The following is a 22,836-nucleotide window of genomic DNA, read 5'->3' as shown; positions in this document are numbered from 1 at the left end:
AATCAAAAGTTGTATTGAAACAGGATAATCCTGATTCCCAGCACAATTAGATTTTCTATCACATTATAATTATTATAAATTGAATCACAATGATTATCAATGATTCTCACTAATTTTATATCAAACCTTGTTTTTTTACAAATTTCTCTTTAGCTAATCACTTGTGACTCAGAGAAGATTTTCATTAAACATAAGACTACGCAAAAATAAGACTTCCCGCAGGAAGCCTTATTCAAACTGCTTAATGATTAGCTAAGAAACGAACGTAGCATCCATTGGTGTTTCTCCAGATCACTACGGATTTTAATGAACATATCTGAGGTTGGCTGATCCTTGGTTTCTTCGGCAAGCTCGATGCCTTCTGTCAGCTCTTCAGAGATGGTGGCGAAGTCTTCAATCAGAGACTGAACCATTCCCCGTGTATCTTCCTTACCTGTAGCTTCTTGAATGGTAGCTAATTCCAAATATTCTTTCAATGTTGCTGCCGGACTGCCTTTGATGGTTAGCAAGCGTTCTGCTACTTCATCCATGTGAAGGGTTACTTCATTATATAATTCCTCAAATTTCACATGAAGGGAGAAAAACTGTTCTCCTTTGACATACCAATGAAAGTTATGAATTTTTACGTACAGGACATTTAAGTTAGCAACCTGACGATTCATGATCTGTTCCAGTGAAGTTGTATTTACTTTATTCGATGCTTTAGCCATGAGATGATCCCTACCTTATCCATTATATTTACCGGTTACTATTTCCTTCGTCCGGTAGTAACTTGTCTATTCTTAATTTACCCTTTTACCTGTAATACGAAACAAGGAGAAGCCTTCCATAACACCTTTATTTGTTCTAGCATTAGCAAAGACACACCCGATTATGCTTAAATGTGAATACTTGCACACAAACAAAAAGGGCCTAAGCCCCGTTTGTTTGGAATTGTTAAATTTTCCGGTCAGACCATAAGAAGTAACGCTTCCGCACCCGTCATACCTGGTACGATGCCAAGACTCTCTGCTTCTATCGTTACAGACTCCAACGGGGCAGCTAAAAGCTGGGCAAGCGTCCGTACACCCACCGCACGAGCTGCGATGATATGCCGATCACTAAGTGTTTCATTGAGGAGACCGACATCCAGTGCACCGCACATAATATAACCTCGGTTCGTGCTGATAGAGAGCAGTGTAGTTTTGGGAAGCTTAACCTCTACCCCGATCAGCGTATGTTCACCTACTGTAATAGGCTCCATAGTAACCAATAGCAGCACCTCCTTTTTTTCACTATCCACGTTGTATATGTATGCTAATTTTCCTGTGGGTGTGCTGACGGTAGTCCTATGCCTAGTATAAAATGCAGTATAATAGTCCCTATTCCAGTAGTCCTGGGTATATGAATATTGCATGTTTAATGTTATAGTTAATTACATTCCTGTAACCATTCAGAGATGTTCTAAACGAAAAGCTGGGGGATTTATGGACGAGAAACTACAACGCACAGACGGCAATTATTTATTTAACGTCGACATCCTGATTAATGCCCGTACCAACCCGCTTGCACTGCAATTTCTGCTCGAAATGTTGAACAATAATGACCATATCACAGATTTCAACATTAATTCCGGTCTTGAATTAGGGAGAACCATTGACAGCTTGCTACGCTCCGCTAAACTAGCTTTGAATCAAAACTCTGCTCCTCCCATTTCATTAAAGCTGCCTCCAAAATCTACGAAGAAGCAGCTGGATACACCGATAAAAAAACAGGCAGAAACGCCTGCACAGCAAACGGCCATTGAGACGCCAGCTGATGCATACGGGAAGATTCGTCAGTATATTCAGAATAATCAATTGGTACGTTTACGAGCGAACCGGTACGGGAAACAAGTGTCCATGCCCTGTCGTATTTTAAACTTTGATGAAGCAGCCAACTCTATAAGTGTCTACCATGTGGATGAGAAGCAGGTGTACAGCTTTAATCTAAATGAAATCGACGAGTTTCTGTAAGCGCATGCGTTACAAGCAAATAAGCACCCTCCCTCATTGGGGAACAGGTGCTTATTGGTCTTTCTTTTTTTTAACAACTAAGACGACGTTTTACGTGAAAATCCCTCTATCGCAAGGCATAACCAGCCAATTATAAAGCATACCCCACCGATAGGTGTAATCGCTCCTAGCACCTTAATTCCGGAGATACTCAGAACATACAAACTGCCAGAGAACAAAATGGTACCTGCAATTAACAATCGGCCCGCCCAACGTAATCGGACACTTTCGCCCCATTGGCCCACAGCCAGTGCGATGAGAATTACCCCCAGCGCATGTACCAAGTGATACTGCACACCAGTCTCATATACCTTCATATAGTCTTCACTGATCACTGGTTTTAGTAGATGGGCACCGAAAGCACCAATTCCTACTGCCAGCATTGCTAGCACAGCCCCCCAGGCCATAAATTTCCGTTGCAAATGATTACACCCCCTTAATTTTAGACTCATTCTATCATAACGTAATGCCAGTTCCTATTTCCAGCAGTCATTTTTTATTTTGCCTCATTCAGGGGTTGCTTTTTTAGCATCAATATGAAAAAGTGGATATTAACAACATTTTCATTCTAATCTCTCAAGGAGTGCAAACCATGGACTTAAATTCTCTGTCAAAATCAGACGTACCTGCGGCAGAGGTGGGAAATCCCAACCCTCATCCGGATTACCCAAGCGCTGATTTATCATCTACGCATCAAAAAGTAGAACATGATCTTCAACATTCTGGACCTGGTATTGCTTCGTTCATTATCTGTCTCGTGTCGATCATCGGCTATGCAGCCATCTTTATCTCTATTATAATGAAGTCTTCTTCATTGGTTAATGAGAATTCCGAACTATTAAGCCAGTCCTCGCAATTCATAATGCTTCTAGGATTAACTGTTATTATTCTGGCTGCTCTTAATGTAATCGGTGTAGTCATCGGCATCATTGGGCTTTCCATTCGGAAACGTCGCAAGGTGTTTGGCATTATTGGCACAATAGTCAATGGTGTTATTATCTTACTCTTTATGCTGCTTATTACAACCTTCCTAGTCAATGCTGGAACGCTTTAAGCTTCTTTTAAACATGCTAACTTCATTAAAAAGGGTATCCCAACAACTTTGAGCGGGTTGTGAGGATACCTTTATTTATGTATGAATCTAAAATCTACATTGGGGGAGTCCTCATCTTCATCCGTGGCTCACGGACTCAGATGACGTTATTTACGTTTTTTTCGCCTTTGGAGCACAGTTTCGGACCCCAGTGTCGCTATTGCATCAAAAGAGGATCATATTGAGCGGTTTTTATGGCAATAGCTGCGATGGGGTCCGATAGCGAATCAAATGTGGGGAAGAGCTGCGTTTTAGGGCTGCTGGGTCCGATAATACTGATTCCGATGATGATAATTCCGATAATGCTAGATCCTATCCCTCATCCGCGGCTTGCGGACTCAGATGACGTTATTTACGGATTTTCGCCCTTTGGAGCACAGTTTCGGACCCCAGTGACGCTATTGCATCGAAAAAGGATCCTATTGGGCGGTTTTTATGGCAATAGCTGCGATGGGGTCCGATAGCGAACCAAATGTGGGGAAAAGCTGCGTTTTAGGGCTGCTGGGTCCGATAATGCTGAGTCCAATATAGGTTACTAGATCCATAGTGGTGCTACTAGTTCCGTTAGTGGGGTTGCTATATCCATAGTGGTGCAGCTAGATCCAATAGTGTAGCTCCTAATCCATAAGGATGCAGCTAGGTATGCGGACTGTGATCGACCAAACTAAGTTTATTGTTTGAGCAAGAACTATGCTTAAAAAATACGAGGGTGTCCCAGCAACCACTATATGATTGCTGAGACACCCTCTATTTGCAAATTAATACATTCAATTATTTCGCTAGAGCCAGCTTTGTCAGCACACGTTGCTTAACAGACGGATCGCCCTCCACTGCTTTTTCCACGTATTCAATAACTACGGAATCATCGGAATTCAAAGTATCAAGTATACTCTCCATCCCAGCTGAAATCTCAAAAGCGGTTGGACCTTCTTTTGTCGCAATCTCAACGGAATGACTATCTATTTGTCCGATATAAACGGCCGTCAATTTTATTGTTTTACCTTCAGCTTTTGGAGTAGAACTAGGTTTAGCTGTGCTCGGATTTTCGGTTGGTGTGGCTGTACTTGGGTTCTCAGTGGGTACGGGAGTGCTTGGAGCTTCTGTAGGCTCAGCTGTGCTTGCGCTCTCGGTTGGAGTTGGAGAAGGTGTTGCAGTCGGTTCTCCTGAAGTCTGTGCCGAATTATTCCCACCGCAAGCGGTTAAGGCAAATGTTAAGGCAGCAATCGCTGCTATGGCGGGTAATGAACGTTGTTTTTTCATGTTGAGTGCCTCCTCTATGTGGCGATTATTTTCAAAGTCATCTTCATAAGTATACTCTTATAACGTTAACCACTCTATGAAAGTTTCATATGAAGTAATTTTAGATAACTTCCAGCCTCTATTAGGCATCCGTCGGATGCAGGCTACAGCGGTATTAATACAATAGTGTGAGCCTGATTTATCCCAAAGGAAAGGAGTGAGCCCCTTGAAAATCGATATCGGCTGTGGATCTAATAAGGAAGCAGGTTATCTCGGGATCGATCGGATCGCGGGTCCTGTTGTAGATATTGTCTGTGATATTTGCCAAGAGATTCCTCTCCCTGACAATAGCGCTGAGTTAGTTATGGCTAGCCGTGTACTGCCTTATGTGGACAATTTATTCGCAGCCATGGCGGAAATTCACAGAATTAGCATCCATAAAGCAGTTGTTTGCATTCTAGCACCCTATGCCCACAGCTTTGCCCATATGTCCAATCCTTCCTTTAAGCAGAAGTTTGACGAATATACCCCCCGGCATTTTACAGGATCCTTCTTCCAACCCCCATCCGGTCCAGTATGCCCAGCTATTCCAGACTACCCTGTACCCGCACCACCCTTCGATTATCGGTTGCTGCGGATGGAGTTATTCTATCAACACCCTTATGAAGATCCGCTTTACGAAACTGAAGAACTAGAAATACTAAAGACCCTTCAAGCAAATGTAGTGCATGAAATCATGTACCATTTTGTCGTTATCAAGCACAATATCACTGATCAGGAGCTGGAGCTGATGAGCAGAAGTCATTATCCTGAACCTCATGTTCTTGTCGAACGAAGACTTAAATCACAAAACAGACATTTTTTTCTATAATTTTAAGATGGGACATACACTAATACCCATTTTGTATCATAGGCTAACATACAGGTATTAACTGTGCCGTCCTAACTATAGGACGGTTCACTTTTGGCCAAAATCAACCTCGAAGGAGGTGAGAATCATTCCACTAGTCGTACGGGCAACGATCAATGCGACCGGTGCTATCACATTTACCGGCAACACGCTTGGACTTAGCCGCTCCGATACGATCGGAGTGCCAGGGACACTAGACAGCATCGGTGGCTTTACTACTGTTAATACTTCATCGACATTTGGTTCCTATCCTAGCGGAACTACTAGTCTTTATACAAGCAACAGTTCAGCAGCCATACTGGTCCTACCATCTGGCAGCACAGTGCTGTATGCAGAACTGATATGGGGCGGTACCTATATTAACGGAACCGTTAACCTCAGTTCGGCCATTAACAATCCTGTCTCCCTAATAACTCCTGCTGGCACTACATTCAGCGTTACTCCCGATTCAGCAACGAGCAACGTAGTCGATTTGGGAGGTGGTGCATCAGCATATGTTCGTTCCGCCAACGTGACCAGCATTATCCAACAAGGCGGCGCCGGCACCTACACCACTGGCGGTGTAGTGGGTACGATTGTTATCCCTAGTGATTCCACGGCCAACCATGCTGGCTGGACATTAGGCGTAATCTACCAAAATACAGCCTTACCTTTTCGCAATATGTCCCTACGGGCAGGTGCAATACTTGTACAGGCAACCTCAGCCCCAGTTTCAACTACGATCACAGGCTTCGCAACACCAATTACAGGTGCGCTTGGCGGCAGAGCGTTATTCAGCGCACAGGAGGGGGATGCCAACCGTTCGGGGGATCAAGCGTTATTTGGTCCAACCTCGGCTACACTTGTTGCTTTATCGGGACCAAACAACTTTGCCAACAACTTTTTTGCGTCACAGATTAACAATGATGCAGGTAATCTAAACACAACAGGTACCTTTGGAAACCGCAATCAAACCAACGGAAACCCAGGGACCAACATTATCGGCGGCCGTCAAGGCTGGGATATTACCAATGTTGACGTCTCCGCCCGGCTGATAAACAATCAATCTTCAGCCGTATTACAATTAACCACCTCAGGCGATGCTTATGTACTCAACGGTAATGCCATACAGGTTGATATCAATGCTCCTAAAATAAACCTCACTAAAAGCGCTAATGTAGCCGGCCCCATAGTCGGTGATACGGTAACTTATACGGTGACTATCAGTAATACAGGAACAGCAGGAGCAGCAAGTGTCGTTTTATCAGATGCGCTGCCGGCAGGATCCACTTTTGTAACTGGAAGCGTAGTCGTTGCTGGCGTCGTAAGGCCTACTTTTGATATTACAGCAGGAATCCCATTAGGCTCATTAGCTTTAAGCAGTTCAATAACGGTTACATATCAAGCCAAAGTCACTTCATTGCCGCCAAGTCCACAAAATATCGCAAATACTGCCAACGCTGCCTTTACGTTTCAAAGTGTAGCCGGAGGCCCTATCATGACGGGGGTCATTCCATCTAATACAGTAACCTTACCTGTATATTCACCCGTCCTTAACATTGTGAAATCAGCCAATACCACCAATGCTACGGTTGGAGATCAGATCACCTATACCCTTCAAATCACGAACACAGGAAATATCGGCGCGGTAACAACACTTACGGATAACATTCCTTCAGGCAGCTCTTACGTCGCAGGCAGCTTCACCGTCAATGGAAATCCTATCGCTGGTAACCCTGCCACGGGGATTGCTATCGGTACGGTTGCCGCCGGTGGCAGTTCTACTGTTCAATTTCGGGTCATCGTGAATAGTCTTCCCTCACCGCCGCAGTTGGTTGACCAAGCAAGCGCCGCTTATACGTTTCAAGTTCCAGATGGGCGAACGGTAGCTGGTTCTGCCTCGTCCAACACTTTGTCTATTCCCGTTACAACACCCAATGTTACCGTAGTCAAAAGCGCTGGATTCACCGACGTAACTGTCGGAGATATACTGCTCTACACCTCAGTAATCAGTAACAACGGAATTGCAGCAGTTACCAACGTTTCACTCTCAGATACCATACCTGCGGGTACATCGCTGGTTCCCGGAAGTGTCACCGTCGCCGGTGTATCACAACCCTCAGCTAATCCTGGAACAGGGATTGCTGTCGGTACCATCGCTCCCGGAAGCTCCGTTGCCGTCACTTTTCAAGTCAACGTTATCTCATTACCAAGTCCCGCTCAGCTATTGAATAAATCTAGTGCCTCTTTTAGCTCGGGTGCTTTTACTGGCATTTCAGTCTCAAACACGACTACAACTCCCGTGTATCAGCCTGTAATCCAAATTGCAAAAAGCTCGAACGTTTCCAGTGCAACTGTAGGTGGCAATATTCTTTATACGTTAAATGTTCAGAATTCAGGGAATATCGGGGCGGCTGTAACCCTGAGCGACAATATTCCTTCAGGAAGCGCCTTTGTCTCGGGAAGTGTAACTGTTAACGGTGTTGCTAGACCTGCTGACTCTCCACTTACAGGAATTAACTTAGGCACTTTAGCTTCTGGGGCAGCTGTTCCTGTGACCTTTCTTGTCTCTGTACAATCTCTGCCTGCTCCACCTGTTCTGAATAATCAAGGCAGTAGCAATTACACCTACCAACTGCCAAGTGGAAGATCATTCTCCGGGACCAGTCTATCCAATACCCTAACCATTCCGGTCTCCGCTCCAAACATTACACTAACCAAAACTGCAAATCTAACTAATGTAGCGGTTGGAGAAAATCTTACTTATTCAGTCATAGTGTCCAACCCAAGCAGCGTCACTGTTACTAACGTTGTTGTCTCTGACCCTATTCCTACGGGGGGAGCTTTTGTAGCAGGCAGTGTGACTGTCAACGGTTCGACGGTTGCAGCGGCTAACCCAAGTACAGGTATAGCAATCGGAAGTATCGCCGCGGGCAGCTCTGTCACGGTGTCTTTTAGAGTGAATGTTGCTTCCTTGCCAAGTCCAGCACAGTTTACAAACAGAGCCAGCGCCTCCTTCACCTCTGGGGCGTTCACCGGTTCTTCGCTCTCAAACACGATAGTAACACCTGTATTTCAGCCCATCCTTAGTATGGTCAAAAGCGCCAATGCAGCACAGGCATCTGTAGGGGGATCTCTCTCATACTCCATCCTGATCAGCAACACCGGGAATATTGCAGCTACTCTATTAGTAACTGATATCCTGCCACCCCAAGCCGTGTTTGACACGAATAGTGTCATTATTGGAGGAACACCTTTGCCCGGATATAATCCGGCAACTGGCATTCCAGTTGGACCGCTCGCTCCTGGTGATAGTGTCACCGTAAGTTTTCTGGTCACAATCACAGCCCTGCCTCCATCACAAGTATTGCTGAACTCTGCTTCAGCGACATATAATTTCACCCTTCCAGACGGGCGTCAGCTCGGTGGAAATGTAGTGTCCAATACGCTCTCTGTCCCAGTGTCCGCCCCTAACGTCAGTGTTGTAAAAAGCGTAAACGCTGCTACTGCTGTTACTGGTGATATCCTTATCTTTACCTCTGTATTGACCAACAACAGTATTGCAACAGTAAGCAATATCATTCTCAGCGATCCTCTGCCTGAGAATGTCGCTTTTATTCCCGGAACCGTAATTGTAAGTGGCACTACTCTGCCGCTAGCAGTTCCGTCCGCCGGCATTCCAATCGGTAGTTTGAGCCCTGGCGCCACAGCTACCGTAACATTCGAGGTGAGGATAACGATGCCGATACCATCACAGATTAACAATCAGTCGTCTGTCAGTTTTACATCCGGTGTATTCTCCGGTTCTTCTTCATCTAATATCACAACTACACCAGTTATTCAGCCCCAAATCTCCTTAGTAAAAAGTGCCGCTGATGGAGACGGCGATTTCGATGCTTTAGTTGTCGGTGATTCTGTCATCTACACAGTGCTTGTTAGCAACACAGGTAATCTGGCTGCAAATCTTACGCTAACTGATAACATTCCAGCAGGTACAGTTTTTGTTCCTAATAGTGTCATTGTAGGTGGTATGCCTCAACCCGGATCAGCCCCTGATACAGGGATAGCTGTAGGAAATGTCGCTCCTGGTGCCAGTATTGCAGTCAGCTTCACCGTTGATATCATCTCCCTGCCAACACCTCAGCAGATTAGTAATCAGGCTTCTGCAAGCTTTACCTTTACTCCGCCTGACGGTAGACCGTTATCTGGGACTGCGGTGTCTAACACTGTAACTTTACAAGTCTCTGCTCCTAACATTGTCGTTACCAAGAGCACTACTTCAACATCAGTTGCTGTTGGTGAAACGGTCACTTACAACGTCAATATAACTAATAATGGTATAGAATCTGTTACTAGCGTCTTACTCAATGATCCTACACCGGTAGGGAGTACTTTTGTAACAGGCAGCGTGTCTGTCAACGGAGTTCCATTCCCGAACTTGAATCCTGCTTCGGGGATATCTATCGGCACTCTAGCAGCCGGTGCATCAGCGCTGGTTACTTACAGTGTTACTGTTACCTCCGTCCCTCCTACAGCTTCACTCATCAATCAGGCATCCGTTACCTTCACTTCAGGTGTTATTTCAAGCTCCACTTTTTCTAATACCGTTACTGTCCCTGTGTTCCAGCCGAACATTGCCGTAGTCAAGAGTGCTAGTACAGCCAATGCCACGGTTGGCGATGCCGTTAGCTACACACTGACAGTGAGTAACACAGGAAACTATGCTGCTAATTTAACATTGACGGATAATATTCCCGCAGGTACGGCTTTTGTTCCGAATAGCGTGCTCATTAATGGACTCCCTTTAGCGCAAGCGGATCCTTCCACCGGAATTGCAGCTGGAATAATACAGCCTGGAGGAACGACCGTAGTCATTTTCACGGTTGACATCACTTCATTGCCTAGTCCTCAGCAACTGGTCAATCAAGGAACCGCAGCATACAGCTTCACCTTACCCGACGGACGTACACTTAATGGGACTGCACTCTCTAACACCGTCACTATTCCGGTCTCCTCACCTAATATTGCTGTAATTAAAACTACAACCACAACATCAACTACAGTCGGTGACACAATCACTTATTCCATAGCTTTAACTAATAACGGGATTGCCACTGTAAATAATGTGGTCTTCACAGACGCCCTTCCTGCCGGCACCACCTTTGTGACAGGCAGCGTGCTTGTGGACGGTGTGCCTCGCACAGGAGTTAGCCCAGCTACTGGAGTGACCCTAGGCAGCATAGCACCTGGTGTAACCGTAACTGTTGCTTTTACTGTAAATGTAGTTTCACTACCGCCTACTGGATTGTTAAATAATCAGTCAACAGTCAGCTTCACCTCAGGTGTTGTCTCAAATGTAGCCTTCTCAAATATCGTCACGACGCCTGTCTATCTGCCTATCCTTGCAGCAGCAAAAAGCTCCAATTCAGTCAATGCTACCGTTGGGGATACGATTACTTATACTATAAATGTGACCAACACAGGTAACTACGGAGCTTTAGCAACCCTGAGTGACACCATTCCAGCGGGTACAACGTTTATTCCAAATAGTGTACTCATTCAAGGCGCTCCTGCTCCAGGAGCAGACCCAGCTGCCGGGATCCCACTGGGGGTAATCTCCGCGAATGGAAGCCTGTCTGTAATGTTCTCAGTGCTTATCACAACATTGCCGGCAAGCCAACAGCTGCTCAATCAAGCTTCCGTCGCGTTTGCATACACACTTCCAGATGGACGGACATTTAACAATTCGATCAATTCCAATACAACAACAATCTCAGTATCCTCACCGAACGTTATCGTCACTAAATCTTCGACAGCTACCGATGCCGTTGTTGGGGATACCATCACTTATAACCTCACTGTTACCAACAGCGGAATAGCAAATATCAGTAACGTTAACCTCAGTGATCCAATACCTGCAGGCTCTAGCTTTGTCGCTGGCAGTGTGACCGTAGATGGCACTCCACGCCCTAGCGCGAACCCAGCGAACGGGGTCTCGCTCGGTACACTTGCACCGGGAGCATCTTTCCAAGTCTCGTTCAACACGATTGTCAATGTGCTGCCTAATCCTGCAACACTTAGTAATCAAGCTTCCGTCAGTTTCACGTCCGGCGCATTCTCAGGATCTTCATTCTCAAATACACTTGTTATTCCGGTATATCAACCTATCATTGTAGTTGTCAAAGGGGCGGACAGAACCGCCGCAACTGTCGGAGATACGATTACTTACTCCTTAAATGTGACGAATACTGGTAACCTCATAGCAAATGTAGTTATCACCGATACCATTCCGAACGGAGCTGTCTTTGTTCCAAACAGCGTGCTCGTGAATGGGGTACCACAACCAGGATCAGATCCGGCTACTGGCTTAAGTATTGGGTCGGTAGCTCCGGGAAGTACAGTAACAGTAACGATTACCTTACAGGTTACTATTGCGTCCCTGCCTTCACCGCAGCAATTGGTCAATCAAGCTACAGCAAATTTCACATTCACACCACCAGATGGACGTTCACTCACGGGATCCTCTGTCTCAAATGTCCTAATTATCCCTGTATCTTCACCTGACGTAAGTGTGGTTAAGAGCACTACTTCTATTGATGCGGTTGTTGGCGATATCATCACCTATACGATTGTTGTCACCAATTTAGGGATTTCACCAGTTAATAATGTCATCATGGTTGACCCTATTCCAGCTGGCAGCCAGTTCGTAACGGGAAGCATTACCGTAGATGGAGCCCCACGTCCTAGTGGCAGTCCGGCTTCGGGAATCGCAATTGGTACAATTGCTGCAGGTGCTTCTTCAACCATTACCTTCCAGGTTCAGGTAGTAGCGTTATGATTCCCGGCTCACGTACCCAACCTGTCGTAACCAATCAGTCCATGGTACTCTTCAACTCGGCAGCGGGTGTTGACGGAATTGTCTATTCCAATACCGTTAACACCCCGGTCGTGGGCCCCGTGCTTTCATTGCTGAAGAGTACAGATAAATTCCACGCCTCTTTAGGCGACACTTTGGTGTATACCATTACAGCCAGTAATAATGGAAATACAGATGCTTTTTTGACGGTGTTTGACATTCTTCCAGAAGGTGTATCCTTTATTTCCAACAGTGTGCTCAGAGACGGTGTGCCTCTTCCGGGGGCTACACCGTCTTCAGGCATCCCCCTTGGTTCTATTGCACCGCAGAATCAAGTGAGCATCGCCTTTCAAGTCGTCATCATTTCCCTGCCGTCTTCCCTAGTGCTGCAAAATAAAGCGCTAGGCCGTTTTTCTTTTTCCACACCGGAGGGAAGAATCGTTAAAGGAGATCTATTTTCAAATTCCGTACAGGTTTCTTTACGCTCCTACCAGCTCTCGACCTCCTTGTCTGCAAGTACTCCGACTTCTTTTATAGGGGATGTAGTCACTTACACCTTGCGGCTTACAAATGAAGGAAACAGCCTCTTAACTCAAATCAGTGCAATAATTTCTATTCCGGACGGGGCGGTGTTTATACCGGGGAGTGTCATCGCAGGTGGGATTTATTACCCAGAATCAGACCCGGCACAGGGGATATTACTCGGTTCCCTGGACACAGACCTAAGCGTTGATATTACTTTTCGTGTCCGAGTAACAGAGTTTTCTCCCTCGTTGGCCTTAACCAACAGCGCGGTTGTCACCTATTCAGTCGATGAGCATACAATTACGACCGAAAGTAACACTGCGGTTGTCTCACTTGTCCAAGCGGGGGTCACCATTAGTAAAAAAGTGGATCATGTTACAGCAGCTCCGGGCGATAATTTGAGATATGAGCTTACGGTAACGAACAACGGGAATCTGGCTGTAAATGCAGTCCTAACAGATGCTATACCTTCAGGTACTCTTTTCGTATGGGATAGTGTTCTCTTAAATGGAGTGTTGCAAAAAGGTGCACGACCAGCGGAAGGCATCCAGTTAGGTACTTTAAGAGGCGGAACTACAGCAGTTGTAATTTTTCAAGTGAGTATACCTGCAGCCATTAACATTCATGAAATCGCAGCCGTACAAAACCATGGTAGTGTTCAGTATACCTTTGTGCTTCCAGACGGACGGACCGTACGGCAAACCTCTCGTTCCAATACAGTTACCACCCTAGTAGTCACACCTGTCATTTCACTCGTAGTCCATGCAAAACCAACTATCGTAGAAGCAGGAGAGCGAGTCCAATGCTGGATCTCACTAACCAATAGCGGAAATTGGCCTGCGGAAATATCTCTGAATCGGCTAATCCCGGAAAAATGTTTTCTTGATCCCAACAGCATTGTGATTGATGGAGTTCCGAATTCACAATCTTCATTTGCCGGCACCTTGCCGCTGGGGGTAGTTAATGCTGCATCTATGGTTAACATTCATTATTTTGTCCAGGTGAGTGAACAGGTAATGGGTCGTTTCCTTAAGGGCTCCGTAAATGCTCAATACTCTTTCAATATGGATGGACGTAACTACTCTGGCGAAAGCCAATCTAACAGCTATGTGCTGACCCTAGATGAGATCAGTGAATAAGAAATCACATATCCCTCATCCCCATGAATATACTTTAGTTACAACCCCAAAACATCCCCACAAAGTGAGGCTTTGCTTTCTATGCGTACTCAGGTACTTTGCGGGGGACCCAAATATATACTTTGCAAAAAATTCCCTCAATCAACATTTCATATTCCATGGGAGGTGGTCATCCTGTCGCAATCATCCGGTCCCTTTTCCTTCGTAGTCTCAAAAGAAGACTGGTCCCTTCATCGTAAAGGTCATCAGGATCAGGAACGCCATCAGCAAAAGGTCAGAGAAGCCATCAAGGATAATTTGCCTGACCTCGTTACCGAAGAAAATATTATTTTGTCAGGCGGTAAGCAGATTGTGAAGGTTCCGATTCGCAGTCTGGATGAATACCGGATTATTTATAACTTCCGTAAACAGAAGCATGTAGGACAGGGGGACGGGGAAAGTCAGGTCGGCGATGTGCTTGGGCGCGATTCACAATCGGCACAGCCCGGTAAGGGAGAAAAAGCAGGTGATCAGCCGGGCCAAGATACCGTGGAAGCAGAGGTCAATCTGGAAGATCTGGAGGACATTCTGTTTCAGGATATGGAATTGCCTCATCTGAAGCCTAAGAATAAGGAAGAGATCGAGGTCAAATCCATAATTTTTAACGATATTCGTAAAAAAGGGATGATGTCCAACATCGATAAAAAACGTACGCTGCTGGAGAATCTCCGACGCAATGCAAGCAGCGGAAATCCCGGCATTCACAGTATCAGCCCAGATGATCTGCGCTACAAAACATGGGATGATATTAGAACACCTCATTCCAATGCGGTCATTATTGCGATGATGGATACGTCAGGTTCGAAGAGTGTATCATAATTAACTAAATGTCGTACTTATACTCTATTCGAAGAGCTTTGTCTTTGATTTGAACATGATCTATCCAACGGTGCAGCATTACTCGTACTTGATTAGAGTCGCTGCGATCAACCATGAGGCATTCGGATCTCATATTCAAAAACTTTGATGCCTCCCCTATTTTCTCCTCGATACCCGCGATTTGATTTTTAAGCACTTCTTCTTCTACTTCTAATTCAGCTGTAAGAGATTTGAATTCCATCATCTTTTTTCTGTATAACTCTTCTGGGAATAATTCGCGTTGCTCGAAGATATCCATCTGATCTTTCGCAGCCTTAGCCTTTCGGGAACTAATACCTTTCAACTCACCTAAAAGCAGTTCAATATCTTGGCTTCTATTGCTACTTAACAAAAAATGTTCTTCCGGAATATTGTTCAGTCTCATCAATAGGTCATCTAATACAGCTGATTCGAGATCATCTGCTTGTATATTCGCTTGGGAGCATGCATCACGACCGTATTTATGATATGTCTTGCAGATATAATACCTATACTCTTTATTACCAACTGAACGTTTTTGGCAGACCATACCCTGCTTACACTGCCCACAGATCAATATTCCTGTGAGTGGATGATAAGCTCTCTTAACTCCACGGTCATGAGAACGGGAAGAAATAAGCTTTTGCGCCTCATAAAATAATTCTTTATCAACGAGTATAGGGTGAGCATTCTCGACGATTTGCCACTCCTTACGGTCCACTTTGATCTGTACCTTCTTTTTGCTCATTGCTCCACGTTCATCATATTCTCTTTTAAGTACATTTCGCCGGGTTCCATAGGCAACTTGTCCAATGTAGGCTTGATTACGAATCAATCGATTAATCGTCTCCCTACTCCACAAATTCCCGTTCTTCGTCAATATCCCGTGTTTGTTGAGATACTCCGCAACTTTAAATGTTCCTAACCCCTTATTAACGTACAAATCAAAAACTAAAGGCGGAACTTTACCTAGCTCTTCATCAATTTCAAGGTGTTTCGTCTTAGGGTTGACGATGTACCCGAATGGAGGCTCTCCGTTCCATTGCCCCCGAGCTGCCTTTTGCTTTCTAGCGCTACTTACACGGACTGATATTTTTTTACTCTCCTGTTCTGAGAGAACCGATAAAATATCAAAAGTTATATTGTCTTTGTTTAAAGAGTCGTAGTTGTCATTAATTGCAATGATCCGTACACCATACTGTTCAAACATGCCTATTATAGCCGGGTTTTCCTGCTTATCACGCCCGACCCGACTTACCTCTTTGAATACTAAAAGTTGAATCTTCTTCTGTTTCGCGTCTTCAATTGCCCGTTTCATCTCTGCACGATCAAATACAGAAGTGTAGTATCCAGATACAGCCTCATCCTTGTACACCTCGATATCTTCAGCGTCATATTCATCTCCTAGTCTACGCAAGTACTCCCTTGCTTGATCTACTTGATTTTCAATTGAATCACCTTGCCGATCCGTACTAACCCGAGCATAAATACCGCATTTAATCTTATCCATAGACGAAACTCCTTATAGTTAATTAGAGAGATAACTAGGTAACATTATACTTGCATCATTAACTAAAAAACACCCATTTATTTATGGGTGTTTTGGTGTTCGTAACTTTTGTACTTTTCAGCATCAACGATTTCGACATTTAGGTTAATGCCACGCACCTCTTTAGCATGATCCTTGAGCATTTGAGCATAACACTCCAATGGAGATTTCGTTCCTTTTACAACTTCAATTGTAAACCGAATGCCCATCTCACCCCTCCTGCCTGGATAGTGTTACACTATTTTTATTGTTAAGGAAACTTGTCCTATTCATTTTTTTTAGTCACTGCTATTTCTAAGATTAGTGCCAACTTATAAAATGCTCTCCAACGATATTTATAATAAGTAGCCTCGCTTATCCCTAACGTTTGACTATAAACTACATAATCGAAGACGTAATCTTCCTTCATGTAACGTTCCTCTATAAGTTTTCTTTCTTTTGGATGAAGTCTTTTAACTGCCCGTTCGATCTTTTCACAGTGTAACTTCCGAGCCATGGGTGCATCTATGTTATGAGCGGCAATATCACCTGTCTGATCACTCGTTACACCTGTATCACTTCTTGGAGTCTTTGACCACGCCGCTGTCGTTGTAGCTTCTCTTTCTTCAAAGGAGATTAGCTTAAACATCCGATATTTATCCAGCGCTGCTTCCACTGCATCCTGCGTCTTTTTCCTATCCAATTCCGGCAATTCAAAAGACATCTGTGTCACTTCATCACCTCTATCTGTAAAGAGAATCCCCCGACCGAAGCCGGGGCGTGTATCATCTTAGAACGGAAAATCGTCTTTATTCTCAGGAATTACCGGACCATCTGCGATCTCCTCAATGGTGAGTTGATCCTTGTCTTCTAATTCAATCGTACCGTCTGGATTAACCTTGCCTCGTACGCCTTCTCTTGGCTCTTCATGATCCTCTTCATCGTCATCACCTCGGAACTCTTCGATGCTCATTTGAGATTCAGCGATTTCCAAGACTACATCCGATCCAGCCTTCCGGTAGAATTCATAGGAGTTTTCAGAGGATGTGTCACCCTTGACGATGAACTCCAGTACTGTCTTCTTGGCATCCTTCGTACTCTTACTGAACTCGGTTGTCAGGGACTGCTCCACACCGTCAATACTCAACACAACCACCGATCTCGTCATTGCGTTAAGCTCAGGCTTCTTCTCGTCATCACCCTTTACGTGGAACTGTACAAGTTCCTTTTTAGAGTCCTTCGTTTGTTTATTGAAGTGCGCTGCTATTTTAATTTTCATTTATAATTGCTCCTCTCAAATTTGGGTTTTATGAAAAAATAATGACTGCAGCTAGTGCGATAATTGAAGCAACGCATATAGCTGCCATATGCATGCCTCCAGACTTGTTTCTATCCATTTCAGCGACAGATCCGGTAAATGAGATCATGACGATAATTGCAAAGATTACTTCAATCCACATTTACAGGTACTCCTTTCAACGCATCTCTGAGAACCTTTTCTGCAACATCAGGCATCCACTTATCACTATTACGGTTAACGTAAAGCAGTGCCTTCTGAATTGCTTGAGTTAGCCCTTTAATACATTCTTCAAGCTCTGAATCTGTCCTAGGAGTCGTGTCCTGTGCTTTATGAGCAGCTACTTTCTTAGTCAGTCTTATTGTTCTTGCTCCAAACTCTCCCTTGGTGATGTATCCTTTCAAGACCAACGCTTCGACTATTTTAAAAGCAGTAGAACTTGACTGATATTTGAAGTGAGCGCCTATATCACGGATTGCTGGAGAATAACCATTACTGATAATGAAAGATTCTATAAATTCGAGTGCTTCTGCTTGGCGCTTTGATAATGCCCTTTGGCTCACTTTATAACCTCCTTTGGGGTCTCAGTCCCCTAAATTACATCCATGTGAAGTGTTCTGCCCGATACAATTGACCATCAATCAGCAACCATCCGGGCTTATATAAAATTGCTGCATATGGCTGACCAAGGACAAAACTGTAATTGTTATGCCACTTTGAAAAAATGACCATCAAGTGTCTCAGCCCCCTTATAAGTTCAGTACAGCCAACAGAGCTGCTTTACACCGTTGTTCTGGTGTTGCGTGGGCAAATTGATAAACGTTATTCAGAGTTGTTGGCTCATGCAACATCAGGCCCATTACATTGTGGAGCTCAATGGCGTAATCCTCTCGTAGTGGAGTATCTTGATCAAATATGGACTCTACTTCCCATGCTGCGGATATGTTCTCTGATGGCTCCCAGTGTCCCAGACTCACTACACCGACTTCATAGTCCATTACATGTACAGCCACCAGTTCGCTTAACTCTTGTCCCGGCTCCATCGCCAGTATCTCTTCCCTTGTGAGTGTCATTGGTTATCTCCTTCCTCACTGGCCGTATTTCCATCGAAACACTTGCGCATTGCTTCGTCCAAATCATCTAAACTCCCGTTACGCCAAACCTTTTCAATCAACTCCAATTTGTCGAGAATTTCGTGATAAGTTCCGGATTTTTCAACAAAGAAGTTACACGGGCCTACCGTTAATGCTCCTGTGGGGTCCTTTTCAATCCATTGGCGGCTTGCTTCCTGCATGACATAGCCAAACTGAAACGTATTTGCTGCGATAAAGCGTTGAACTTGATCCATGATCTATTCGCCCTCCTTGGGTGCTGGGGTATCTGCAATTACATCGAACCACTTTTTGTGCAGCGCAAACCCCGTGTCTAATCTTTCTTTGAGCCGATAACGGTAGACGCCATATCCGAACTGATTATTTGTTTCAGTTGCATCATGGATTGTATAAATCAGCCCATCTTCACGGCTTTTCACTTTAGTCCATTCAGGCAATTTCTCTTCTACTGGTTGTGCTGGGGTATCTGGGTAAAGGGTGGACCTGAATCGCTTATAAACTTCCTCTGCTTGGTCCAAGTCGAGACTTGTTAAGTCACCGCGCTGAATGATTTGGTATAACCCCTCTATAGCCTCGGACGATTCCTCTTTTAGTTGCTTTTCCCGTTCCTCCAGCCGAATTATTTCCTCAGCAAGAAGATATTCTTTTCTATCTGCTTCAGTGCGGATATGACGTATTAATTCGAAACGTGCGCTATTCTCTAATTCTTTTACTCGAGCCTCTGCTGCGTCTGCACGCTCCGAATATTTTCCAGACTCAGCTATTTGTTTTTCATATGCTGATTCTAAGCCGCCATATGCACCCAGCCAGTAGAACAGTGAATCAAGCACATTGTTAAGGTGGATGATGGTATGCTCGTATCTGGCTGTATGTGCCATCTCCATATCCTTTTGCCAGTCCCTTTGTGTCATTGGGCTTCCTCCCGGGCTTCTTCTGGAAACGGGGTAACATGCATGTGCTGTTCTAATTCATTTTCATATAGGCTTATCGATTTAACATCGCCGTTTATCTGCAATTCGACATCATATCTGTTACGGAATCCGTCTGTACTGCTCCATCCATAAGAGACTATTTCTCCGCAAGTTCCTACTTGGATAGTCTCTTTTTCACCTGTTGGTTCGTCATATTCATCAAACAAGAAAACTTCGAACGATTCTTTGACTTCCACTGTCCCGCATTCTTCATATTTCATCTCTTATATCCTCCTTGTGGGAGAGGAGGGCTATTAACCCTCTCTGTCCCTGTATCTTCGTACTGCGAATTAAACTATTTCTTTGAATCTTTCAGAAACATCTTCTTTTGACAACTCGATCCACGTTCCGTCTTCGTTCTCCAACCGAATTTCACCGCCTAATAAACGATAGTCCTCTTCACAGTCAAGCCATTTTGAACCTCTATCAATAAACACTCCACTTTCTTCAATCGTGAATCCATCACCGTCACATTTATCAATCGAAAAACTATCTGTGCATTCGTACTTTTTCAACTTGATTCACTCCTTCATAGTTATTAGTCTACTTTGGGAGAGGAGGGATACTCCTACTCCCTTAATGATCTCTTTCGGCCCCCGCGTTGCTGGGTTTATGCTGTCGGACGATAGCCTTCGGCCGTTTATATCGCCTTTATTTCGCGTTCAACTCTTACCACACTTGCCCTTGCATTATCCGTTAGTTGGCGTTGCCATGTTTCGTTTTTCGGCGACCATTTATAGCCGTTTGATTTGAGTATTCTGCGGACGTTCTCGCTTGGTTTACCATCAAATACAAGCTGTAAGCGGTCGATTTCCGCGTTTTCTTTAACTTTAAAATAATCTCCGTCATATTCTTTGTTTGGCTGGTCTGTTGGCTCAATAGGTTTTGAATTTTTAAGCCATTTGATTTTTTCTAAATAACCTTTTATCCGTTCATATTCTTCATAGTGCCGCCCTCTTGCTTCGTTTTGCTTTTCTTTTTTGCGTACTGGGAAATTCCCCGCACCACTAATCATTACAGAAGGACACATTAGCTCAATACGAAAACCTTTATTTATATTTTCCGCTAATTTCTTGGCGTACATATCGGCGTAATATAAGGCTTTTTCTTTCGCGTGTTCTGGTACGGCATCGACATATAAATACGCCGTGTCAACGCACCGCTTGTAATCCTCTGTCGCACTCCCTGCAACATACTCCGTAAAACTCCACATATTACGCGCTTGTCGCGCCTGCATTTCATTGATTTCGTAATATTTACGTTCCACTATTTCCCACATCCTTTCTTAGCGTGATATATGCCGCCTCTGCCTTCTGGCGGGGGCTGGCGTTGATCATTGCGATTATCGCATCGTCTTCCCAAGTACCTTCAGGGATATATCCGTTCACGACTTGAGAGATAGCGTTCAAATACCATTGTGCATCTACCTCTATAGCCTTTGCCTGTACCTCCGATGAATCGCTTTGGCATGTAGTCGGCTCCCAAAAGTCCACCTGACGGAATCCTTTATCTGTTTCCCAATACTCTGTGCCTTCGTTGGTTTCGTTACCGTCAATTCGATATACCAATTTCCATCCCATCAACTCCGCCAGCGCCCGGTTAAGCTGCTGGTCTGTCATACCCTTTACCTGTGTCATGCCTTGTCGCTCCCTTCCTTATTTCCTAGGGCTGCCTCTATGTTTTCTACGCCATCCGATAGATCCGCCCACGGACATAACCGTGTGTCAAAATCTTTGTACCGTGCCTCGCCTACGGATAGAGCATCCTCCATTGTGTTTCTTGCTGATTCCAGTACCTCCCGTTGTCGGGCTATGGTCTGCTGTTCCTCTACTAACTTAGCTTCCAACCTCTGCATTTCAGTTTCATATTGTCCTTCCTGGAACATCATTTCTTCTCCAGCTAGTTGTCTGCATATCTCGTTTAAACGCTCAGATTCTTCTTTATATTTGATCTTCTCTTGTTCCTCCTCTTTCAGCTTCCTTTTAACAAATATCAGTTCGTTGTAGTATTCAGAGGATCTGGCACACTGTTCATCATGAACAGCAAGTATCTTCCGTTTATCTTCTTTCAGATCCTTGACCTGTTGTTGTGACTCTTCTAGAGCAGCCAGCAAGCCCAATGCTTCTTCGTAGGTTATATCTGATATATCGTAACCATACCCTTCGCTAATTTCGTGAGCAGCATCTTCTTTTATCTCTTCTATCCGTTCTGGTGTTGGTAAGGAAACTTTTCCTGATTCACTCATTTGCCCCATACCTCCTTATGGCATGCCTTGCAAACTTCCAATTCATTACCGATGAACTTATTTTTCATGACCAGTTCTGAATGTTTTTCCTCACAGAGTTGGCAAAGTGTCCGACCACATTCGGGGCATTTCTTGAGTTCAGTCATATAACCTTTCCTCCGTGCCGTTGTGGACGTGTTGCGTTGTAAGCCATCTTCTCCTTAATTGCTTGCTCCAGATCGATTCCATAACGACCACAGGCGTCAAATACACGAATCACAATGTCTGCCAGCTCGGACGGTATGCCGCATGGTTTCCAAGTATCGTCTGCCATTTCTAAGCGAGTGAGCGTCATCCCGAAAGCGGACTTTTCTTCGTACCAAACCTCTGTAGGCTTCTTGCCATTTCTAAAGTCCTCCAGTGCCTCCGAAGCCTCTGAATGAATCAGGGCAATGATTTCACCAAAACTCCGTTCCTCAACCCACCAACCTTTGTCTACAGCATTACAGTGGGCTTCATTAACCAGCTCATTAATTGTTTTCACGCCTTCGCCGCCTCTCCTTCATCATCCAAAACTAAAACTGACGATTCTCTAAGATTCCATCCGCTGTCTTTGCCTTGGCTGATATAAAATACAGAGCTTTCCTCACTGTATGCAATAACGCCTTCTGCCCATTGTTCGTCCTTGGAAAATCTGCCTAATGATAGATTAGTGAATTTGACTCGCTGCCCTTCGAAAAGGTCTTTGCCTTTATCATCAGCACGACCGATATATTGACCGACTGTCTCTGGTCGTACTTGGTAAGCAAACGGGAGTCCTGCCTCGTTGGAAATGTAATACCCCTTTTTCAGATGCCGCACGTCCTCGGGCAGTATTGCTAGATTCCCAATGTGCCAGTTTCCTTCAAGGTCCATGCCCCGGAATTTGTGCTCTCTGCTCATACTGGTTATCTCCTCTCATGATATAAAGCACATAATCAAAAACTATCGAATGGTATTATTTGGGCTGAATAGGTGTTAACTTGAGTAATATAGAGGTGATTGATGTGTCCAA

The 22,836-nt window shown here is 44.6% G+C and carries 25 protein-coding genes and 1 pseudogene; 6 read left to right on the top strand and 20 right to left on the bottom strand.

Going from position 1 to position 22,836, the window contains the following annotated elements; all coding sequences use genetic code 11:
• Window positions 1-248 precede the first annotated feature (248 nt).
• Both NYE58_RS10205 and NYE58_RS10200 read right to left on the bottom strand, forming a co-directional pair.
• Window positions 249-710: a Dps family protein gene (locus NYE58_RS10205; RefSeq protein ID WP_036684350.1), complete on the bottom strand. Its 462-nt coding sequence runs from the start codon at window positions 708-710 to the stop codon at window positions 249-251.
• Between the two features lie 239 nt (window positions 711-949).
• Window positions 950-1,252 (bottom strand): YunC family protein, encoded by a 303-nt coding sequence (locus tag NYE58_RS10200; RefSeq protein ID WP_036684352.1) that lies wholly within the window; start codon window positions 1,250-1,252, stop codon window positions 950-952.
• A 214-nt stretch (window positions 1,253-1,466) separates the two neighbouring features.
• Here NYE58_RS10200 and NYE58_RS10195 point away from each other — a divergent pair, with 214 nt between their 5' ends.
• Window positions 1,467-1,994, top strand: coding sequence for a hypothetical protein (locus NYE58_RS10195; RefSeq protein WP_036684355.1), 528 nt, complete (start codon window positions 1,467-1,469; stop codon window positions 1,992-1,994).
• A gap of 77 nt (window positions 1,995-2,071) precedes the next feature.
• Here the strand turns inward: NYE58_RS10195 and NYE58_RS10190 are convergent, their stop codons facing one another.
• The gene (locus NYE58_RS10190; protein ID WP_076124773.1) at window positions 2,072-2,455 is read right to left on the bottom strand and encodes a DUF423 domain-containing protein; all 384 of its coding nucleotides are present in this window, start codon (window positions 2,453-2,455) and stop codon (window positions 2,072-2,074) included.
• 170 nt (window positions 2,456-2,625) lie between these two features.
• Here NYE58_RS10190 and NYE58_RS10185 point away from each other — a divergent pair, with 170 nt between their 5' ends.
• Window positions 2,626-3,087, top strand: a complete 462-nt coding sequence (locus tag NYE58_RS10185) for a hypothetical protein (RefSeq protein WP_076124771.1) — start codon at window positions 2,626-2,628, stop codon at window positions 3,085-3,087.
• Between the two features lie 810 nt (window positions 3,088-3,897).
• On the opposite strand, the gene NYE58_RS10180 is transcribed toward NYE58_RS10185, so the two are convergent.
• Window positions 3,898-4,386, bottom strand: a complete 489-nt coding sequence (locus NYE58_RS10180; protein ID WP_076219342.1) for a hypothetical protein — start codon at window positions 4,384-4,386, stop codon at window positions 3,898-3,900.
• A gap of 205 nt (window positions 4,387-4,591) precedes the next feature.
• On the opposite strand from NYE58_RS10180, the gene NYE58_RS10175 reads away from it, so the two are divergent.
• The 4 genes and pseudogenes from NYE58_RS10175 to NYE58_RS10160 form a co-directional block, all read left to right on the top strand.
• On the top strand, window positions 4,592-5,236 hold the full coding sequence (locus NYE58_RS10175; RefSeq protein WP_076219343.1) for a methyltransferase domain-containing protein: 645 nt from the start codon (window positions 4,592-4,594) through the stop codon (window positions 5,234-5,236).
• 118 nt (window positions 5,237-5,354) lie between these two features.
• On the top strand, window positions 5,355-12,092 hold the full coding sequence (locus NYE58_RS10170; protein ID WP_341001745.1) for a DUF7507 domain-containing protein: 6,738 nt from the start codon (window positions 5,355-5,357) through the stop codon (window positions 12,090-12,092).
• On the top strand, window positions 12,089-13,774 hold the full coding sequence (locus NYE58_RS10165) for a hypothetical protein (protein WP_341001744.1): 1,686 nt from the start codon (window positions 12,089-12,091) through the stop codon (window positions 13,772-13,774). The genes NYE58_RS10170 and NYE58_RS10165 overlap by 4 nt, the downstream gene beginning before the upstream one ends.
• A gap of 174 nt (window positions 13,775-13,948) precedes the next feature.
• Window positions 13,949-14,617, top strand: a pseudogene (locus NYE58_RS10160) (DUF444 family protein); the annotation flags it as partial.
• Window positions 14,618-14,636: 19 nt separating this feature from the next.
• On the opposite strand, the gene NYE58_RS10155 reads toward NYE58_RS10160, so the two are convergent.
• The 16 genes from NYE58_RS10155 to NYE58_RS10080 form a co-directional block, all read right to left on the bottom strand.
• Window positions 14,637-16,160 (bottom strand): recombinase family protein, encoded by a 1,524-nt coding sequence (locus NYE58_RS10155; protein ID WP_341001742.1) that lies wholly within the window; start codon window positions 16,158-16,160, stop codon window positions 14,637-14,639.
• A gap of 77 nt (window positions 16,161-16,237) precedes the next feature.
• Window positions 16,238-16,408: a hypothetical protein gene (locus NYE58_RS10150; RefSeq protein ID WP_341001741.1), complete on the bottom strand. Its 171-nt coding sequence runs from the start codon at window positions 16,406-16,408 to the stop codon at window positions 16,238-16,240.
• 56 nt (window positions 16,409-16,464) lie between these two features.
• Complete coding sequence (locus NYE58_RS10145) at window positions 16,465-16,902, bottom strand: ArpU family phage packaging/lysis transcriptional regulator (RefSeq protein ID WP_341004240.1); 438 nt, start codon at window positions 16,900-16,902, stop codon at window positions 16,465-16,467.
• A gap of 66 nt (window positions 16,903-16,968) precedes the next feature.
• Window positions 16,969-17,457 (bottom strand): hypothetical protein, encoded by a 489-nt coding sequence (locus NYE58_RS10140; RefSeq protein ID WP_341001740.1) that lies wholly within the window; start codon window positions 17,455-17,457, stop codon window positions 16,969-16,971.
• A gap of 28 nt (window positions 17,458-17,485) precedes the next feature.
• Window positions 17,486-17,638 (bottom strand): hypothetical protein, encoded by a 153-nt coding sequence (locus NYE58_RS10135; protein ID WP_341001739.1) that lies wholly within the window; start codon window positions 17,636-17,638, stop codon window positions 17,486-17,488.
• Complete coding sequence (locus tag NYE58_RS10130) at window positions 17,628-18,038, bottom strand: LexA family protein (protein ID WP_341001738.1); 411 nt, start codon at window positions 18,036-18,038, stop codon at window positions 17,628-17,630. Before NYE58_RS10130 ends, NYE58_RS10135 begins: the two co-directional genes overlap by 11 nt.
• A gap of 186 nt (window positions 18,039-18,224) precedes the next feature.
• On the bottom strand, window positions 18,225-18,548 hold the full coding sequence (locus NYE58_RS10125; RefSeq protein WP_341001736.1) for a BC1872 family protein: 324 nt from the start codon (window positions 18,546-18,548) through the stop codon (window positions 18,225-18,227).
• On the bottom strand, window positions 18,545-18,823 hold the full coding sequence (locus tag NYE58_RS10120; RefSeq protein WP_341001734.1) for a hypothetical protein: 279 nt from the start codon (window positions 18,821-18,823) through the stop codon (window positions 18,545-18,547). The genes NYE58_RS10125 and NYE58_RS10120 overlap by 4 nt, the downstream gene beginning before the upstream one ends.
• Before the next feature lie 3 nt (window positions 18,824-18,826).
• Window positions 18,827-19,498 (bottom strand): hypothetical protein, encoded by a 672-nt coding sequence (locus NYE58_RS10115; RefSeq protein WP_341001733.1) that lies wholly within the window; start codon window positions 19,496-19,498, stop codon window positions 18,827-18,829.
• On the bottom strand, window positions 19,495-19,779 hold the full coding sequence (locus tag NYE58_RS10110) for a hypothetical protein (RefSeq protein WP_341001732.1): 285 nt from the start codon (window positions 19,777-19,779) through the stop codon (window positions 19,495-19,497). The genes NYE58_RS10115 and NYE58_RS10110 overlap by 4 nt, the downstream gene beginning before the upstream one ends.
• A gap of 69 nt (window positions 19,780-19,848) precedes the next feature.
• Window positions 19,849-20,073: a hypothetical protein gene (locus NYE58_RS10105; RefSeq protein WP_341001731.1), complete on the bottom strand. Its 225-nt coding sequence runs from the start codon at window positions 20,071-20,073 to the stop codon at window positions 19,849-19,851.
• Window positions 20,074-20,198: 125 nt separating this feature from the next.
• Window positions 20,199-20,825 (bottom strand): hypothetical protein, encoded by a 627-nt coding sequence (locus NYE58_RS10100; RefSeq protein WP_341001729.1) that lies wholly within the window; start codon window positions 20,823-20,825, stop codon window positions 20,199-20,201.
• Window positions 20,815-21,195: a hypothetical protein gene (locus NYE58_RS10095; protein ID WP_341001728.1), complete on the bottom strand. Its 381-nt coding sequence runs from the start codon at window positions 21,193-21,195 to the stop codon at window positions 20,815-20,817. Before NYE58_RS10095 ends, NYE58_RS10100 begins: the two co-directional genes overlap by 11 nt.
• Window positions 21,192-21,803 carry a hypothetical protein gene (locus tag NYE58_RS10090; RefSeq protein ID WP_341001726.1) on the bottom strand — a complete coding sequence of 204 codons (612 nt, stop codon included), beginning with the start codon at window positions 21,801-21,803 and terminating at the stop codon, window positions 21,192-21,194. Before NYE58_RS10090 ends, NYE58_RS10095 begins: the two co-directional genes overlap by 4 nt.
• Before the next feature lie 142 nt (window positions 21,804-21,945).
• Window positions 21,946-22,326, bottom strand: coding sequence for a hypothetical protein (locus NYE58_RS10085; RefSeq protein ID WP_076221088.1), 381 nt, complete (start codon window positions 22,324-22,326; stop codon window positions 21,946-21,948).
• Window positions 22,323-22,724: a hypothetical protein gene (locus NYE58_RS10080; protein ID WP_076221085.1), complete on the bottom strand. Its 402-nt coding sequence runs from the start codon at window positions 22,722-22,724 to the stop codon at window positions 22,323-22,325. The genes NYE58_RS10085 and NYE58_RS10080 overlap by 4 nt, the downstream gene beginning before the upstream one ends.
• Window positions 22,725-22,836 lie beyond the last annotated feature (112 nt).

The organism is Paenibacillus sp. FSL L8-0708 (assembly GCF_038009325.1).
Lineage (GTDB): Bacteria > Bacillota > Bacilli > Paenibacillales > Paenibacillaceae > Paenibacillus_AQ > Paenibacillus_AQ odorifer.
This window is presented reverse-complemented; position numbering and strand designations above follow the sequence as displayed.